At 70.3% G+C, this 17,049-nt stretch carries 19 protein-coding genes; 17 read left to right on the top strand and 2 right to left on the bottom strand.

Going from position 1 to position 17,049, the window contains the following annotated elements; translation table 11 throughout:
* Positions 1–80 precede the first annotated feature (80 nt).
* The 6 genes from KUM40_RS08610 (at position 81) to KUM40_RS08585 (ending at position 5,248) form a co-directional block, all read left to right on the top strand.
* A complete protein-coding gene (locus KUM40_RS08610) occupies positions 81–539 on the top strand; it encodes an ATP-binding protein (RefSeq protein WP_217164643.1) in 459 nt (152 codons plus the stop codon).
* Positions 536–1,117, top strand: coding sequence for a hypothetical protein (locus KUM40_RS08605; RefSeq protein ID WP_217164641.1), 582 nt, complete (start codon positions 536–538; stop codon positions 1,115–1,117). Before KUM40_RS08610 ends, KUM40_RS08605 begins: the two co-directional genes overlap by 4 nt.
* 243 nt (positions 1,118–1,360) lie before the next feature.
* Positions 1,361–2,476, top strand: a complete 1,116-nt coding sequence (locus tag KUM40_RS08600; RefSeq protein WP_217164639.1) for a radical SAM protein — start codon at positions 1,361–1,363, stop codon at positions 2,474–2,476.
* 2 nt (positions 2,477–2,478) lie between these two features.
* Entirely contained in the window at positions 2,479–2,682 is a 204-nt protein-coding gene (locus KUM40_RS08595; RefSeq protein ID WP_217164780.1) for a hypothetical protein, read from the top strand.
* Between the two features lie 89 nt (positions 2,683–2,771).
* Positions 2,772–3,638: a GNAT family N-acetyltransferase gene (locus KUM40_RS08590; RefSeq protein WP_217164637.1), complete on the top strand. Its 867-nt coding sequence runs from the start codon at positions 2,772–2,774 to the stop codon at positions 3,636–3,638.
* Positions 3,639–4,315: 677 nt separating this feature from the next.
* Complete coding sequence (locus tag KUM40_RS08585; protein ID WP_217164635.1) at positions 4,316–5,248, top strand: hypothetical protein; 933 nt, start codon at positions 4,316–4,318, stop codon at positions 5,246–5,248.
* A 58-nt stretch (positions 5,249–5,306) separates the two neighbouring features.
* On the opposite strand, the gene KUM40_RS08580 is transcribed toward KUM40_RS08585, so the two are convergent.
* Positions 5,307–5,681 carry a CrcB family protein gene (locus KUM40_RS08580; RefSeq protein WP_217164633.1) on the bottom strand — a complete coding sequence of 125 codons (375 nt, stop codon included), beginning with the start codon at positions 5,679–5,681 and terminating at the stop codon, positions 5,307–5,309.
* Positions 5,681–6,202, bottom strand: a complete 522-nt coding sequence (gene crcB, locus KUM40_RS08575; protein WP_217164631.1) for a fluoride efflux transporter CrcB — start codon at positions 6,200–6,202, stop codon at positions 5,681–5,683. The genes KUM40_RS08580 and crcB overlap by 1 nt, the downstream gene beginning before the upstream one ends.
* A gap of 83 nt (positions 6,203–6,285) precedes the next feature.
* On the opposite strand from crcB, the gene KUM40_RS08570 reads away from it, so the two are divergent.
* The 11 genes from KUM40_RS08570 to KUM40_RS08520 all read left to right on the top strand — a co-directional run bounded on the left by KUM40_RS08570 (position 6,286) and on the right by KUM40_RS08520 (position 17,001).
* Complete coding sequence (locus tag KUM40_RS08570; protein ID WP_308401090.1) at positions 6,286–7,260, top strand: urea transporter; 975 nt, start codon at positions 6,286–6,288, stop codon at positions 7,258–7,260.
* Between the two features lie 57 nt (positions 7,261–7,317).
* Complete coding sequence (locus KUM40_RS08565; protein WP_217164629.1) at positions 7,318–7,623, top strand: urease subunit gamma; 306 nt, start codon at positions 7,318–7,320, stop codon at positions 7,621–7,623.
* 3 nt (positions 7,624–7,626) lie between these two features.
* Positions 7,627–8,451, top strand: a complete 825-nt coding sequence (locus KUM40_RS08560; protein WP_217164627.1) for a sirohydrochlorin chelatase — start codon at positions 7,627–7,629, stop codon at positions 8,449–8,451.
* A complete protein-coding gene (locus KUM40_RS08555) occupies positions 8,448–8,942 on the top strand; it encodes an urease subunit beta (protein WP_254394775.1) in 495 nt (164 codons plus the stop codon). Before KUM40_RS08560 ends, KUM40_RS08555 begins: the two co-directional genes overlap by 4 nt.
* A 1-nt stretch (position 8,943) precedes the next feature.
* Complete coding sequence (gene ureC, locus KUM40_RS08550; protein WP_217164625.1) at positions 8,944–10,668, top strand: urease subunit alpha; 1,725 nt, start codon at positions 8,944–8,946, stop codon at positions 10,666–10,668.
* Positions 10,669–10,672: 4 nt separating this feature from the next.
* Complete coding sequence (locus KUM40_RS08545; protein ID WP_254394774.1) at positions 10,673–11,497, top strand: urease accessory protein UreF; 825 nt, start codon at positions 10,673–10,675, stop codon at positions 11,495–11,497.
* 55 nt (positions 11,498–11,552) lie between these two features.
* Positions 11,553–12,173: an urease accessory protein UreG gene (gene ureG / locus KUM40_RS08540; RefSeq protein WP_217164623.1), complete on the top strand. Its 621-nt coding sequence runs from the start codon at positions 11,553–11,555 to the stop codon at positions 12,171–12,173.
* Between the two features lies 1 nt (position 12,174).
* The gene (locus KUM40_RS08535) at positions 12,175–13,116 is read left to right on the top strand and encodes an urease accessory protein UreD (RefSeq protein WP_217164621.1); all 942 of its coding nucleotides are present in this window, start codon (positions 12,175–12,177) and stop codon (positions 13,114–13,116) included.
* Between the two features lie 44 nt (positions 13,117–13,160).
* Positions 13,161–14,513: an ammonium transporter gene (locus KUM40_RS08530; protein ID WP_254394773.1), complete on the top strand. Its 1,353-nt coding sequence runs from the start codon at positions 13,161–13,163 to the stop codon at positions 14,511–14,513.
* Positions 14,514–14,683: 170 nt separating this feature from the next.
* Positions 14,684–15,889, top strand: a complete 1,206-nt coding sequence (locus tag KUM40_RS08525; protein ID WP_217164617.1) for a 4-hydroxybenzoate 3-monooxygenase — start codon at positions 14,684–14,686, stop codon at positions 15,887–15,889.
* Positions 15,890–16,077: 188 nt separating this feature from the next.
* Complete coding sequence (locus tag KUM40_RS08520) at positions 16,078–17,001, top strand: Bax inhibitor-1/YccA family protein (protein WP_217164615.1); 924 nt, start codon at positions 16,078–16,080, stop codon at positions 16,999–17,001.
* Positions 17,002–17,049 lie beyond the last annotated feature (48 nt).

The following is a 17,049-nucleotide window of genomic DNA, read 5'->3' as shown; positions in this document are numbered from 1 at the left end:
CCGGTCCTAGTGCACTCAGCGTATTCCTCGTTGTACTCACCGTACGAGCAAACCGCGTGAAGCCGCTTGGGGGCGTCAGCATGGCGAGCACCACCACCCACGAGACCGAGGCGGGGGAACGGCTACGGCCGACCTGGCGTCCGGTCGCTTCCGCGACCGGTGATCCGGCCTACACAGGCGTTCTGCAGAGGGACGACCAGGCCGCCGAGGACGCCCGGGAGATGGTGGATATGGCGCTGGCCGTGTGGAGCCTTCAGCACCTGGGGGATGACCTGAAGGTGGTGGCGTCGGAGCTGGCGAGTAACGCCGCCCGCCACGCCAGGGGCTTGGTCGTACGGATGGCCGTGACCCGCACGGCCCGCTACCGGGTGCGTGTGGCCATCACCGACACGAGCAGGGACCTGCCGAAGCTCCAGATCGGGGACCTGATGGACGAAAGCGGCCGCGGGCTGCGCCTGGTCGATGCGCTGTCCAGTAACTGGGGCGTCATCCCGTTGCCCTGGGGCAAACAGGTATGGGCGGAGGTGACCGCGCCGTGAGGACCGCCGCTGTCCTGCGGCCGCCGTACCTGCCGCGCGAGGACGCGTGCCTGGCCCTGGTCCCGGTCGACGGCACCTGGAACGCCGTCACCGTGCCCGCCGCCTGGGGCCGCCTGGTGCTGGACGTGCTGGCGGACCGGTCCGGGCCCGTCCTGGAGGACACAGCCGTCGGCCACCTGCTGTGGGCCATCCCGCCCAGCGGGGCGGACGCCTGGCCGGACGTCACCGTGGCTGGGGTGCAGGTGCACGGCGATGGGGCGGAAGTCCTCGTGTGCGGCCTGGACGGCTACCGGTGCGGGATGCGATGGCTGCGCGTGCCGACGACCCGACGGTGGGACACGGACGCACGGCTGCTGCGCATGGGGCTGGAATGGGTGCTTGGTCCCCTCGCCGAGGCGACGGCGATACGGGTGTGCGTTTCGTGCGGGGCGCCGACCCGGGAGGGCCGCCTGCCCGCACGCCACCTTGGCGACGCGGGGCCCGGCTGGGAGGTACACGCCTGCCTGACCTGCTGGCGAGAGATCGCGCGCGGCGGTCCCGGCCGCCACCTCCGCGTGGTCAGGAGAGGGCCTCTGTGACTACTCGCGTCCAGGCGGTGGTCTGCACCGTGTCGTGCGCGGCGCTCCTGGCCGCGCTGGTGCTCGCCGCCAGCCTCTGACCGCCGCCCCGGCCGGGGCGGGAGCGGCGCCGACTGCTCACCTCTTGGGGAGTTCGGCAGTCGGCGCCGCGAATACACCCCTGACTGCCAGCACGGGCTGACGGCCAGGGGAGGCACCAGCAATTCATCCGACCGAGAGCGGCCGACCCTTCTTGGAGCCCGCATGCATGCCCTGATCGCCAGCCCGTTCCTGGAGCAACACGTCCTTGTCCGACCGGGGAGCCGTAGTGGCGCGCTCCTGCCTGAGGCCCGTTACGAGGAGCTGCGCGCCCTCGACGCCGAGGCGCCGGCCTCGTCCTGGCTGCTGGATTCCGTCGCCGGGCAGTGGCCCGACCTGGACCTGACCGGCCGTCCCGCCGGTGACTTCCTGCTCGTCCGTCAGCCGTCGTCCTGGAGCTACGGCAAGGCGAGCTGGGAGATCAACCTCGGCTGCAACTTTGACTGCAAGCACTGCTACCTGGGACTCAAGATGCAGGCGGGGATGCCGTGGGAGGACAAGCGGCGCTGCCTGGACGTCATGGCCGAGGCCGGCGTGCTGTGGCTTCAGATCACCGGTGGGGAACCGACGATCGACCGGGATTTCATGCGCGCGTACCGGTACGCGTTCGAGCTCGGCATGATGATCACGGTCTCGACCAACGGGTCCCTGCTGTGGAGGCGCAACCTCCTGGACCTCTTCCGTGAGTGCCCGCCCTACCGCGTCACCGTCTCGATGTACGGGGCGGCAAAGGCCAGCTACGACGGGCTTACACAGCGTCCCGGCGCCTGGGACCAGTTCGTGCAGGGCATGAACGCGGCCCGGCATGCCCGTCTGCCCTTGCGCATGAGTGTCGTGGTCACGGAGGACAGCGCCCACGAGGAGCAGGCGATGGTCGACCTGTGCAACACGTGGGGCCTGGAACACAACGTCTTCACCAACGTCACCCCCACCATCTACGGCGGCGGGGAAGTCCTGACGGCACAGTCCGCCCAGCACCTCAAGACCCGGAAGCGGTTCGAGGGCTGCAACGCGGGCGTGACGTTCTTCCACACCGACCCGCACGGGCAGGTGTCCATTTGCAAGATCGGCAGGGACGACCAGATCAGCCTTCCCCGAGAGGGGATCCAGGGCCTGGCCCGGCTGACCTCGATCGCCGATCGCCTCATGCTTCGCACCGGCGGCTGCTCAGGCTGCACGCTTTCCGGTTCCTGCACCGTGTGCAGGCCCCTGGCCAAGCACTACCAGGAGGCGAAGGCACCACTCGCAAGTTACTGCCAGCACCGACAGGAAGCAGGTTGACCATGACCGCAGTAGCCGTCGAGATCTCTCCGAGGCGCCCGCTCCCGGACGGCGGCCCCGTCGCCCCCGGGGGCCTGCCCTACCTGACGCGGCCGGTCCTCGCGCCCGTCCCGGCCGTCACCGAGATCACCGTCCTCACCGACATGGACACCGCCATGGAGAGCGCGAAGTGCTCGTGCTCCGCAGGCGACGACGTCCCGTTCTAACCGGTACCTGATCCGGTCATGAACGAGCAGGCCCCGACGACAACTCGCCGGGGCCTGCACCACGTGCGGCACGTGAGTAGCGTGCGGGCATGCGCTTTCACTGGGACTGGATGGAGCCCGTGATGCCCGTGCCGTACGTGCCGACTCTCGGCCCCGTCCACCCGGACGACCCGATCCCCGATCTCTTCGAGGCAGTCGTGATGCACGCCGGTACCGGCACCTTCCTTCCGCACGACAAGGACAGCCGATGGGCTGACCGCAAGACCGAACACGTCCTCGTCGACGCCGTCGAGCACGGGCAGCGACAGACGCTGATCCCTACGCTCGTGGAACGCGGCTCCGGCACGGTGAAGGTGTACGTCTACGGCTGCGCCCCCGACAGTCTGTCGGCCGGCGCGGACCTGGCCCGCAAGCTTGCTCCGGCACACGGAGCCGCCCAGACCCGGGTGGTGTGGTTCCTGGACGCCGGCCAGCCCGAGGCGTACACGCGGGGTGTCCGTGTCCAGCTCAAGGACTTCACCAATGGTCCCGGGGAGTCTCCGCGCGGGCAGGTGCTGGAGTACAAGCAGCTCCCGGATCCGGGCCCCTTCGCCGTGTTCGCCGACCTGATGGCCGAGCACGGGTTCACCTTCCTGTACGACCAACTGCGGGCCGGGACCGTCGGCCCCGTACTCACCGTCCTCGCGAACGGCTGTGTCGCGGGCGCCATCGGCCCGATGGAGACGATGCCCGACGCGGCCGGGAAACCGAGGCTGCTGCCCCAGTACTTCGGCGTGCGCCCAGAGTTCCGCGGGCGCGGCTACGGGCGCGACCTGTGGCGCGCGGCGATGCGCTGGGGCCACCAGCACGGCGCCGCCTACCAGCTCCTGCAGACCGAGGTAGGAGGCGCGGCCGACCGGCTGTGTGCAGCGGAGGGGCTTGCCTCTCTGGGGTTCGTCAACCAGAGGGAGGCCTGACCCGCAGCAGTCCGCCGACCTCCACCCTTCCCCGTCCCCCTTCTTCCGAACTCCCGTTCCGGCGTCCAGGCCAGGACGGGCAGCATCACCACCAGGTCACCCAGAGCGCGCGGCCCGGTTGTCGTCGCCCTGCGCTTCGGCCAGGGCGGCGACGTCTTTCTGACCGCCTCTCACCTTGAGGAATTCGTGCTCGTGGCTCACACCTGTGTCGCTTTCGCCGACCTGCCCTACTCCGTCCATCAAGCCGTGTGGCACTACACCGGCAAGATCCACTCCTCCCGCACCGCCGAGGACGGACGGACCAGCGAGGTGGCTTCCATCCTCGACACGGAGGCCGACGCGTTCCTCGTGAAGGGCGTGCCGAAAGACCACCCCCTGTCGCAGGTCGGGGTCACCGACCGTAGCCCTGCCCCGCCGGCGAGGACTGTGCTGCGGCTGCTCTGCCCCGGCGGTCATGGCCCATTGCCCACCCACACCTTCCTCACCAGCCTCCGGCCCGGTACAGAGAGACGACTGCCCGCGAGAGAGAGACCCACGTGCACGATCACAAAGAGGCCGCAGCCACTGCCACCGACAGGAAGCGGGCCCCCTCCCGCACACCCTTGTCCGGACCGGTACGTCCCGCCCAGCGTGCACTCCCTTTCCAGGCGGAGGCCGGGAACGGTGCCGTGGTGCACATGCTCCGCCAGGCCGGACATCCCTGGGCGCAGCGCGAACACAAGCCCGGCTGCGGCCACCTGGACAACAAGCAATCCGCCGTGCAGCGGAAGAAGGTGGAAACGCGGAAAACGAGGCTGTACGCGCAGCAGGGGCCATCGTGCTGGCTCTTCGTCCTTGAGGCCCTCGCTCAGGCGCACGGCCTGAAAACCTCGGACCTGAAGGTGGCGATGCATGCCTACCCGAAGGGAGCAGAACTCGAAGGCGAGGACCGCAGGGCTGAAGCTGTAGGGATAATGGCCGGAAACCTTGGGCGGATGGTCCAGGAACTGAAAAAGCACGGCGAGAACTCGCCGGACATTTCCCGTCAACATGTGGAGGCGTTCGCGCAGGCTACCGGGACGTCCAACTGTCTCAGATTCATAAAATTCAGCAGCATGGGTGTCGGAGAGAATGCCGTCGAGATTGCGGAGGTCGAGGGGCTCGTCGACGTCTTCAGCAAGGCCTTGAGGCGGGCTGTCCAGCTCCAGACGATCATTGAATCGCCGGAGTCCGACATGAAGACCATACTCGGAGGGGACGCGAAGAAGGTCAAGGCCGGTAGCTCCAAGAAATCCGCGACCGACAAACTGAAGGACCTGCGGGAAAAAATGCCGGTCTATCTCTCGGTTCGGAAGAGGTACAAGCCGCGGGACGTGGACTATCCCGACCCCAGTCAGCCGAAGCCTGATGGCGTCTACTGGACCGAGCGGACCGACCCGATGGAATCCACCAGGCATGCACTTCTGCTCACCGGCTACAAAAAGGGAATCGTTTCCTATAAAGACCCGAACTTCGGAGATTTTGAAATCCGTATCACCGTTGAGCAGTTCGCGGAAATGACGGGGGACAAATACCTCACGATGAGAGCGCACGACTCGGAAAATGGGGCCCTGAACGAACTGGTCGACTGAAACCGGCCAGTCCTGCCCGCCGCCCGTGCGCCGTCCGGTTGGCCGGCGGCGGCCCTGTTCACCACAGGGCCCGGGCGACCGCCATGCCCGCGAAGGACAGACCGAGACCGAGGGCGACCGTCACGAACGCGTAGCCGGCGGCCCCGGCGACCTGTCGGGCCCCGGCCATGGAGTGGACCTCGTTCGCGAACGTCGACCAGGTGGACAGGGCACCGCAGAAGCCCGTGGACAACAGGGCCTGTCCCGACCCGCCGAGCGCTCCCTCGGTGCCCGCCTCGACGAGGAAGCCCAGGAGCAGCGCCGCGGTCATGTTGGCGAGGAACGTGCCCCAGTGGAAGGAGGACCGCAGGTGCTCCCGCGTCGCCGTACCGATGAGATGTCGGGCCGGCGCGCCGACCGCTCCGCCCGCCAGGACCAGCAGCCACTCACCCATCAGGAACCACTGCCCGGTACGGCCCGCGTGTGCCGAGGCCGGGGCCGGGGCCGGGGCAGGGTCAGGCGGGCCACGACCACGCCGAGGACCACCGCGGCCAGGGCTGCCGCCACCGTCAGCAGGAGGTTGGCCACGGCGGCCCCCGGCTGGTCGTTCTCGAACAGCCGCCGGGTGTCGTCGGTGTAGGAGGAGAACGTGGTGAAGCCGCCGAGGACGCCGGTGCCGAGCAGGGGATTCAGCAGCCGGGGAGCACGGGTGAACCGTTCCTTGAGCGCGACGGTGAGCACTCCCATCAGGAAGCACCCGACGACGTTGATCAGCAGGGTCGTCCAGGGGAAGGCCGCCTCGCCGGTCCGCCACAGCAGCGCGGCGTCGCCGCCGTTGCGCCACACGCGGGAAGCCCCGTAACGCAGGAGGGCCCCCACCGCTCCGCCGACCGCCACCGCGGCGACCACGGGCCCCGGTGGGCCGCCCGCGCGGTCCGGGTGACGGTGGAGGTGCGTATCCCCAATTAGGTGCATATCGTCACTTTAGCTGGCGATCGATCAAGCGACTCCGCGTGGGACGACGGCAGCTCCGCAGCCAGCCGCGCGAAGGAGTCAACGTGGCCGCTCAGCCACTCGTGCACGGCGCCGAGCCGCCGTCGCGTTCATGGCAGGGGACGGCGCTCGGCGCGCTGCGCGGTGTGGGCCAGGTCGACTTCCAGGCGAGCGTGTGGACTTCGCTGGTCATCCTCGCCGCGCTGTGGGTGGCGGGCTGGGAGATCGGCCTGTTCGCCACCATCGGCGCGGTGGTCTCCACCCTGACCGCGCGGCTGCTCGCCGTCGCGCACGACTCCGTGGTCCAGGGGCTGATGACCTACTGCGGAGTACTGGGCGGCATCGCCATGGTGGTGTACCTCGGCCACCACCCCTCGACCTACGTCATGGCCGTGAGCGCGGCCGTGACATGCACGCTGGTGACCGCCGCGCTCGGCAACCTGCTCCGTCCCTTCGGGCTGAAGGCGTTCACCGGGCCGTTCTGCCTCGTCTCCCTGGTGATGGTCCTGGGCGCCCCCTCGTTCGAGCGCGTCTGGCACGGAACCCCCGAGTCCGCGGTCACCCCGGCCACCCCCAAGAGCCCCGACGTCGGCTGGACGGACCTGTGGCAGGGCTTCTTCTCGAACATCTCCCAGATCTTCTTCGTCGAGACCTGGTACGTCGGCCTCATCATGCTGGCCGGCCTCTTCCTGGCCGGGTGGAAGGTGGGGCTGTTCGCCGTCCTCGGCAGCGTCGTCGGGATCCTCACCGCGTGGGCGCTCGGCGCCCCCGCCGCGCTGATCGGCGAGGGGATCTACGGCTACAACGCGGTCCTGACGAGCCTCGCCTTCGGCGTCGTCCTGCTGCGCGACACCGCGTGGAACCACGCCTACACGGTGCTGGCCGCCGCCGCCAGTACCGCCCTGACGGCCTCGCTGTCGGTGCTGTTCGACGTCTTCGGCAGCCACACCTTCACCTGGCCGTTCAACATCACCACCTGGGCCCTGCTGGCGGCCGTGCCCGTCCTGTCCCGCATCACCCTGCGCGCCGACGACTCCTGAGACCCGTACCGCCCACGACCGTGTCACGCCCACGCGTCACCGAGGAAGGCAGTCCCCATGAACCTGGCCCCCCGAGAGATCGACAAGCTGCTGGTGTACGTCGTGGCGGACCTGGCCCGCAAACGCCGCGAGCGCGGTCTGAAGCTCAACTACAGCGAGGCGGTGGCGCTCATCACGGAGGCCATCCTCGAAGCTGCCAGGGACGGCAGGAGCGTCGCCGACTGCATGGAGTTGGGCCGGCAGGTGGTCGTCGAGAAGCAGACCATGCCGGGCGTGCGGGAGATGCTGCCGCTGCTCCAGGTGGAGGCGACCTTCGACGACGGCAACAAGCTCGTCTCCTGCCACGACCCGGTCGGCGGCTGACCCGTGCGCCGGGGCACGGTGATCGCCGTCGGCGGTCACGAGAGCGACGACGGGCGCGCCGTACGCCGACTGCTGGACCCTGGGGTGTTCTGCGTGGCCGGTGGCCGTGAACTGCTGCGGTGCGTCCGCGCGTCGCGCGCCCGGGGCGAACCCGTCTGCGTGGTGCCGATGACCCTGGGCCGCGACCCGGAACTGGTCTCCGACGCCGCCCGCACCCTGCTGGGCCTGGACCCGGAGGAACGTGCCGGGACGGTACTGGCCGAGCCCTTCGGCACCGCCGAGCACCTGGTCGGCTGGCTCAGGGCGGCCGCCACGCGGGTGCCGGAGGACGGGGCGCTCCTCGTCACCGCCCCGTCCGGCGACCCCTTCGTCGACGCGGACCTCTTCCGCATCGCGCGTCTGGTGCGGCAGTACGGGCGACACCGCACGGTCGAGGTGGCCTTCACCGGAGGCGACCCGGACCCGGCCGAGGGCGTACGGCGCTGCCGTGCCCTGGGCGCGGAGCGCGTCGTCCTGCTCCCCGCCGCCTGGGTCACCCCGCGGGCGCCGGACCCCGAACGCTGCGAGCCCGGCGGGCCCTTGCTGACGGCGTCCGCGACGGCCGGCGTACTCGAGGCGCGCGTCGGCGACGCCTGGCACCGGCACGACCGGCACGGCGACGACGGCCTGCCCCGGGGCCTCACCGCTGCCCACACCCACGGGCTCTCCCACAGCCACAGCCACAGCCACGGCCCGGGCGGGCACAGCCACGGGCCGGACGACCACGCGCACGAGCCCGGTGCCCACGCCGCCTCCCATGCCCTCCCCTTCAGCAGGAGCCTTCGATGAAACTTCCCCCTCGCTACCAGTACGGCGACGGCCCGATCGAGATCAACGCGGGCCGGCGCACCCTCAAGGTCACGGTCCGCAACACCGGCGACCGGGCGATCCAGGTCGGTTCGGACTACCACTTCTTCGAGGCGAACTCCGCCCTCGACTTCGACCGCGACGCCACGCTCGGCATGCACCTCAACATCGCCGCCGGCACCTCCGTGCGCTTCGAGCCCGGCGGTACCCGGGAGGTCGAGCTGTGCGCCTACGCGGGCACCGGGCGGCTCACCGGCTTCAGCGGACTCCTCAACGGCAGCGTCAAGTCGCACCCCGCCCGGGTGGAGGCCGTCAGCCGGGCGCTGCACCGCGGGTTCCGGGGTTCGGGCGGCGCGGCCGGACCCATGAAGGACAAGAAGGAGGGGCCCGACAAGGGCGGCGCCAAGGACAAGAAGGAGAAGCCGAACAAGGGCGGCGGCGCCAAGAAGACCAAGAAGAAGGGATCCCACTGACATGCCGACCCTCTCCCGCAAGCAGTACGCCGACCTGTTCGGCCCCACGGTGGGCGACCGGTTCCGGCTGGCCGACACCAACCTCGTCGTCGAGGTCGAGAAGGACGTCCGCGAGGGCTCGTACGGGGACGAGGTGGTCTACGGCGGCGGCAAGACCATGCGTGACGGCATGGCCTCGGACCCGCAGGCCACCGCCGCGCAGGGCGCCCTCGACCTCGTCATCACCAACGTCGTGGTCATGGACCCGGTGATCGGCGTGGTCAAGTGCGACATCGGCGTCAAGGACGGATTCATCGCCGGCATCGGCAAGTCCGGCAACCCGCAGACGCAGGACGCCGTAGACCCCCGGCTGGTCGTCGGCACCGGCACGGAGGTCATCGCCGGCGAGCACCTGATCGCGACCGCCGGGGCGATGGACTCGCACGTGCACTTCATCTCGCCCCAGCAGTGCGAGCAGGCGCTCAGCAACGGCATCACCACGCTCTTCGGCGGCGGCACCGGGCCGACGGACGGCAGCAACGGCACCACCTGCACGCCCGGCCCCTACAACATCGCCCGCCTCCTGGAGGCGGCCGAGGACCTGCCGGTCAACATCGGCATCATGGGCAAGGGCAACGGCAGCCTCCCCGCCGCGCTGGACGAGCAGATCGAGGCGGGCGCCGCCGCCCTCAAGGTCCACGAGGACTGGGGCTCCACCCCCGCCGTCATCGACAACGCGCTGGCGGTCGCCGACCGTCACGACGTCCAGGTCGCCATCCACACCGACACCCTCAACGAGGGCGGCTTCTTCGAGGACACCCGGTCCGCGATCGACGGCCGCACGATCCACACCTTCCACAGCGAGGGCGCGGGCGGCGGCCACGCCCCCGACATCCTGCGGGTCACCGGCGAGCCGAACATCCTGCCGTCGTCCACCAACCCGACACTGCCGTACACCAAGAACTCCGTGGACGAACTGCTGGACATGGTGATGGTGTGCCACCACCTCAGCCACGACATCCCCGAGGACGTGGCCTTCGCCGACAGCCGGGTGCGGGCGGAGACCATCGCGGCCGAGACGGTCCTGCACGACCGGGGCATCATCAGCATGATCTCGTCCGACTCCCAGGCCATGGGCCGCATCGGCGAGTCCGTCACCCGCGCCTTCCAGATCGCGCACGTGTGCAAGGAGGCCTTCGGTCCGCTGCCCGAGGACTCCGAGCGCAACGACAACCAGCGCGTCCTGCGCTACCTGGCCAAGGCCACCATCAACCCGGCCGTCGCCAGCGGCGTAGCGGACTACGTGGGGTCGCTGGAGGCGGGCAAGCTGGCGGACATCGTGCTGTGGCCCATGCATTCCTTCGGGGCCAAACCCAAGATGGTCATCAAGGGCGGCATCGTCTCCTGGGCGCAGATGGGCGACCCGAACGCCTCGCTGCCCACCCCCCAGCCCGTCTACTACCGGCCGTCCTTCGGACAGATCGGGCGTGCCCTGCAGTCGACGCACGTCACCTTCATGTCCCAGGCCGGCGTCGCGGCCGGGGTGCCCGAGAGGCTCGGCCTGCGGCGCCGGGTCCTCCCGGTGCGCAAGACCCGCACGATCGGCAAGCACAACATGATCCGCAACGACGTCCTGCCCGAGATCGAGGTGGACCCGGAGACGTACAAGGTCACGGTGGACGGCAAGGTCGCGACCATCGAACCGGCCCAGAAGCTGCCCCTCAACCAGTTGTTCTTCCTGACCTGACCCCATGTACCGCGACGAGACGACACATGCGGCCGAGACGACACATGCGGCCGAGACGACACGTGCGGCCGAGACGACAGGCGCGGCCGAGACGACAGGCGCGGCCGAGACGGTCACCGGAGACGGTGCGGCGCTGGGCGACTCCCGCCTGGGCCACCTCCTCGTCAGCCTCCAGCTCACCGACTCGGCGTTCCCCAGCGGCTTCTACACCCTGTCGCACGGCCTGGAGGGCTATGTGCAGCAGGGGGCGGTCGACCACGACTCCCTGGCCGCGCTGCTCCACGACGTCCTCAGGCACGGCGTCGGCCCGGCCGACGCCACCGCGCTTGCCCTGGCCCACCGGGCCGCCGCGGCCGACGACTGGGACGCGGTCGCCGCGACGGACCGCCGGCTGTACGCCACGAAGCTGGGCCGCGAGATGCGGCAGGCGGCGACCCGCACCGGACGCCAGCTCCTCGACCTCGCCGCCGAGGTCTTCGGCGCGCCCGGCATCGCCCGCTACCACCGCACGGTGACGGCCCGTCGGGCACCGGGCACCCAGGCCGTCGCCGCGGGGGTCGTCTACGCGGCGACCGGGGTGCCCGTGCGGCAGGCCGTCGCCGCCGACCTGTTCGCGTTCTGCGCCGGCTTCGCCGGGGCGGCGCTGCGGCTGCGGCTGACCGACCACCGGCTGGCCCAGGTCCTGCTGCGGCGGACGGCCCCGGTGATCGAGGAGACCACCCGCGAGGCACTGGCCCGCGGCCTCGACGACCTTGGCGCGACCACCTTCGCGGTGGACGTCATGTCCGCCCGTCACGAGCGGGCGGAGGCCCGTCTGTTCGCCAGTTGATCACCATCGGCCGATCGCGACGGTCGGCCCCCGGAGAGTGAAGAGAGGAAGAGACGTGAAGGACAACGTGCTGCGCGTGGGGATCGGCGGACCCGTCGGATCGGGGAAGACCGCTCTCATCGAGGCCCTCGTCCCGATCCTGATCGAGCGGGGCCGCCGGCCCGCCGTGATCACCAACGACATCTACACGCAGGAGGACGCCCAGCACATCCGCCGCACACTCGACGGGGTGCTGGACGGCGACCGCGTCGTCGGCGTCGAGACGGGCGCCTGCCCGCACACCGCCGTCCGCGACGACCCGACGATGAACCTGGCGGCGGGCGCCGAGATGCTGGAACGCTGCCCCGACGTCGACGTCCTCCTCTACGAGAGCGGCGGCGACAACCTGACGCTCACCTTCAGCCCGGCCCTGGCCGACGTGTTCGTCTTCGTCCTGGACACCGCCGAGGGCGAGAAGATGCCGCGCAAGCGGGGGCCCGGCATCACCGACTCCGACCTGCTGGTCATCAACAAGATCGACATCGCCCGGTACGTGCGGACCGACATCGGCGTCATGGAGTCCGACGCCCACAAGGTGCGCGGCGACCGGCCGGTGGTGCTCACCGACTGCCTGACCGGCAAGGGCGTCGACGAGGTCCTCGCCTTCCTCGAGTCCCGGCGCAAGGTCCTGATCTGACATGCCGGCCGTCCGCGACCGTCTCGCGCCGGAGCACTACGAGCCCGTCCGGCTCCCACCGGAGCTGTCGGCGTTCTCGGCCGCGCCCGAGACGCTCGGCCCGGGCTCGCCTGCCAAGGTCGGCATCCTCGACCTGGGGTTCGCCCGCCGGGGGGAGCGCACCGAGCTGGTCGAGCGGTACCAGAAGTCGCCGCTGGAGATCATGCGTCCGCTCTACGTCGACCCGGCGCTGCCCGGCATGGCGTTCACCTACGTGATGGCCACGGGCGGCGGTATCGCCCAGGCCGACCGCTACCGCCAGGACCTGCGGTGCGGTCCGGACACCCAGGCGCTGTTCACCACGCAGGCGGCCACGAAGGTCTACCGGATGGAGCAGGACTACGCGACGCAACTGGTCCGTCTGTCCGCCGCCGCGGGCGCCTACGTCGAGTACCTGCCCGACGCGCTCATCCCCTTCGGGGGAGCGCGGTTCCACCAGAACGTCGTTCTCACCGTCGACGAGGACGCCACGGTCGTCTGCGGCGAGACGGTCACCGCCGGCCGGATCGCCCGCGGCGAGCGGCACGCCTACACCGTCCTCACCAGCGACCTGGAGATCCGCCGGCCCGACGGCACGCTGCTGGCGGTGGACACGCTCCGGCTCAGGCCCGAGCGGCACGGCGGGGTGGACGGGCCGGGCGTCTTCGCCGGGCACGACCACGTCGCCTCCCTGTTCGTGGTGAGCGGCCGGTGCCCCGCCGCCGAGATCGCCGACGCGCTCCACGCGTCCCTGACGGGCCACGAGGTGCTCCACGGGGCGAGCGTGCTCCCGGACGACTGCGGGGCCTGGGTGCGGATCCTCGGCCACGAGGAGCCCCGGGTCACCGGGGCCGTCCGGGCCGCGTGGGACGCCGTACGCCGGCTGCTCACCGGTCACCCCGCACCCGACCTGCGCAAACCGTAGCCCCGCCGCCGACGGCACCGCCCCCGCCCCGCGTCCAGGAGACCATGCCCGTGATCACCGCACCCGCCCCCATGCCGCCCGCCTACGACTCCGGCGACACCGCCTGGATGCTGGCCGCGGCGGCCATGGTGCTGCTGATGACCCCCGCCCTCGCGTTCTTCTACGGGGGCATGGTCCGCACCAAGCACATCCTGGTGATGCTCAAGATGAGCTTCGCCTCGCTGTGCTTCGTGACCATCCTCTGGTACGTCGTCGGGTACTCGCTCGCCTTCGGCCCGGACGTCGGCGGCGCCGGCCTCATCGGCAACCTCGACCACGCCTTCCTGCGCGGCATCGAGCCCAACACCCTGACCGGATCCATCCCGACCTACGTGTACACCACTTTCCAGATGGGCTTCGCCATCGTCACCGTGGCGCTGATCAGCGGATCCATCGCGGGCCGGGTCACCATGCGGGGGTGGCTGGTCTTCTCGGTGCTGTGGCTGCTGATCGTGTACGTGCCGATCGCGCACTGGGTCTTCGACACGGAACACGGCTGGATCACCAAGCACCTGGGCGCGCTGGACTTCGCCGGCGGGCTGCCGGTGGAACTCAACTCGGGCATCGCGGGGCTGGCCGTCGCCCTGGTGATCAGAGGTCCGGCCGACTTCCGGCGCAAGGAGCCGACACCCAACAACATCCCCCTGGTCATGATCGGCGTGGCCCTGCTCTGGTTCGGCTGGCTGGCCTTCAACGCCGGGTCGGCCGTCCGCGACACCGGCTCCGCCGCCACGGCCTTCATCAACACCCAGCTCGGCGCGGCCGGCGCGATGGTCACCTGGCCGCTGGTGGAGTACTGGCGCACCCGGCGGGTCACCATGATGGGCGTGGGCTCGGCGGCCGTCGCCGGCATGGTGGCCATCACCCCCGCCTGCGGGGAGATCGACCCCACCGGCGCGCTGGTGACAGGACTCGTCGCCGGTTTCGTCTGCGCGTTCGCCGTCACCCTCAAGTACCGGCTGAACGTCGACGACACGCTGGACGTGGTCGGCGTGCACGGTGCGGGCGGCCTGGTCGGACTGATCATGGTCGGCCTGTTCGCCACCTCCACCGTGAGCGGCAAGGAAGGCCTCTTCTACGGGGGCGGCGGCTCCCTGCTCTGGAAGCAGATCGTCGCCGTCCTCGCCGTGGCCGCCTTCTCCTTCGTCCTGACCTGGATCCTCGCCAAGGCCGTGGACATCGTCGTCGGCTTCGCCCAGAAGGAGACGTACGCCGCCGTACCCGGGCAGGACGAGGAACGCGCCTACGACTTCCGCACGGCCGAGCGCCTGGACGCCCTCGCCGGTGGCGGCCGGGGCCTCGACCGGGAGACGCTGGCGGAGATCCAGCGGCTCCTTCGGGACCGCCGGGAGGGTTGAGCCCGGGAGGGTTGAGGGGGCTTCGCAAGGATGTCCGGTTCGCCCGTTGACAGCGGTGCGGGGAGGGGCCGAAACTCGGCGCATAAGGGTGAAGGAATTTTCACTACACGAACATTCGAATCGTTCGCATGCCCGAGCAAGGCAACGACGCCAACCGAAGGGAACGACCGATGCGCACCACCGTCGGCATCATCGGGGCCGGCCCCGCCGGACTCCTGCTCGCCCGGCTGCTCCACAACGCCGGGATCGATTCGGTCGTCCTGGAGAGCCGCGATCGTGCCTACGTCGAGCGCAGGCAACGCGCCGGGATCCTGGAGCAGGGCACGGTGGACGTACTGCGCGCGGCCGGGGCCGGGGAGCGGATGGACCGTGAGGGGCTGCGCCACGACGGCATCGAACTGCGGTTCGCCAGGCGCCGCCACCGCGTCGACTTCCCCGCGCTCACCGGCGGCAGGTCCGTCATGGTCTACGCCCAGACCGAGGTCTGCAAGGACCTCATCGCCCTCCAACTGAAGTCGGGCGGACCGCTGCTCTTCGAGACCGAGGCGCTCGCCGTGGAGGACGCGGAGACGGACCGGCCGCGCATCCGCTTCCGGCACGGCGGCGCGGACGGGACGGAAGGCGCCGAGGGCGCCGGGGGTGCCGAGGACGTCCTGGAGTGCGACTACGTCGTCGGCTGCGACGGCTTCTGGGGCGTGGCCCGGGCGGCCGTCCCGGACGGACGCACCTTCGAACGGACGTACCCCTTCGGCTGGCTCGGCATCCTCGCCGACGTCGCCCCCTCCCACGACGAGCTGGTCTACGCCCGCCACGACCGCGGCTTCGCCCTGCTCTCCATGCGCTCCCCCTCCGTCTCCCGCCTCTACCTCCAGGTCCCCGCGGACACGGACGCCGACAGTTGGAGCGACGAGCAGATCTGGGACGAGCTGGAACGCCGCTTCGAGACCGACGACGACTGGACCCTGCGCCGCGGCCCCATCACCCAGAAGTCGGTCACGCCGATGCGCTCCTACGTCCACGAGCCCATGCGGCACGGCCGCCTCTTCCTGGCCGGCGACGCCGCGCACATCGTGCCGCCCACCGGCGCTAAGGGCCTCAACCTCGCCGTCGGCGACGTCGTCACCCTCGCGCAGGCACTGGCCCACCGCACCGCGACCGGCTCCGACGACCTCCTCGACGCCTACTCCGAGACCTGCCTGCGCCGCGTCTGGCAGGCCGAGCGGTTCTCGTACGACATGACGACCCTGCTGCACGGCGCGCCCGGCGCCACGCCCTTCGAGGACCGTCTCCAGCTTGCCCGCCTGGACCGGATCACCTCCTCCCGCGCAGCCGAGACCGACCTCGCCGAGGCGTACACCGGGTTCCCGATCGGGTGAGTGGCGCCCGGCGGTGCCCCGCGGTGTCCGGCGGCGCGCACGACCCCGACCGTGAGGGGAATCACTGATCGGCGTAGCGTGTTGTCCCGCAAGGCAAGGGAAAGATCCTACCCAGGCAGTAGGGTCATTCCTTTGCCGTTCTATTACTCTTGAGCCAAGGCTGCGCCGTGTGGCCATGGAGGAGTGAAATGAGGAGCAGAAACCCGGTCTTCTCGCGACGGGGGTTCAGCCGCGACAACGGCTACGCGGGCTTCAACGCCGCGCCGCAGGCCGGGGGACCCGCCGTCGCCACGCAGGCCAACCCGTACGCGCAGGGCACGCAGGGCAACCCGTACGCCCAGCCGTCCGCCGGCAACCCGTACGCGCAGAACCCGTACGCGCAGCAGGACCTTCAGTACGGCGCGCCGCCGCAGGCACCGGCCACCACCGGCCGGATGACGATGGACGACGTCGTCATCCGTACGGCGAGCACGCTCGGCGTGCTCGTGGTGACGGCCGCGCTCGCGTGGGCGCTGCTGCCGGTGGACGACGCCAACATCAGCCGCTCGTACGGCATCGGTATCGGTGCCGCGCTGATCGGCATGGTCCTGGCGCTCGTCCAGTCCTTCAAGCGCAAGCCCACGCCGGCGCTGATCCTGTCGTACGCGGCGTTCGAGGGTGTGTTCCTCGGCGTCGTCTCCAGCGTCGTCGACAACCGAATCGCCGACGGCGCGGCCATGCAGGCCGTGATCGGCACGATGGCGGTCTTCGCCGGTGTGCTGATCGCCTACAAGGCAGGCTGGATCCGCGTCAACCGCCGTTTCTACGGCTTTGTGATGGCGGCCGCGCTGGGCTTCGTCTTCCTGATGATGGTGAACCTGCTGTTCGCCGTCTTCGGCGGCGGCGACGGCCTCGGCTTCCGCAGCGGTGCGCTCGGCATCGTCTTCGGCATCGTCGGCATCATTCTCGGCGCGTGCTTCCTCGCCCTGGACTTCAAGCAGGTCGAGGACGGGCTCGCCTACGGCGCCCCGCGCGAGGAGGCCTGGTTCGCCGCCTTCGGCCTCACGCTGACGCTGGTCTGGATCTACCTCGAGTTCCTGCGCCTCATCGCGATCCTGAACAGCAACGACTAGAACGACTAGTACGCCGCGCCGCACCGGGTTGCGACGCGTGAAGGGCCC

It is taken from the genome of Streptomyces sp. AC512_CC834 (assembly GCF_019049325.1).
Classification (GTDB): domain Bacteria; phylum Actinomycetota; class Actinomycetes; order Streptomycetales; family Streptomycetaceae; genus Streptomyces.
Note: the sequence above shows the minus strand (reverse complement) of the source record. Positions and strands in the feature narration are given on the sequence as shown.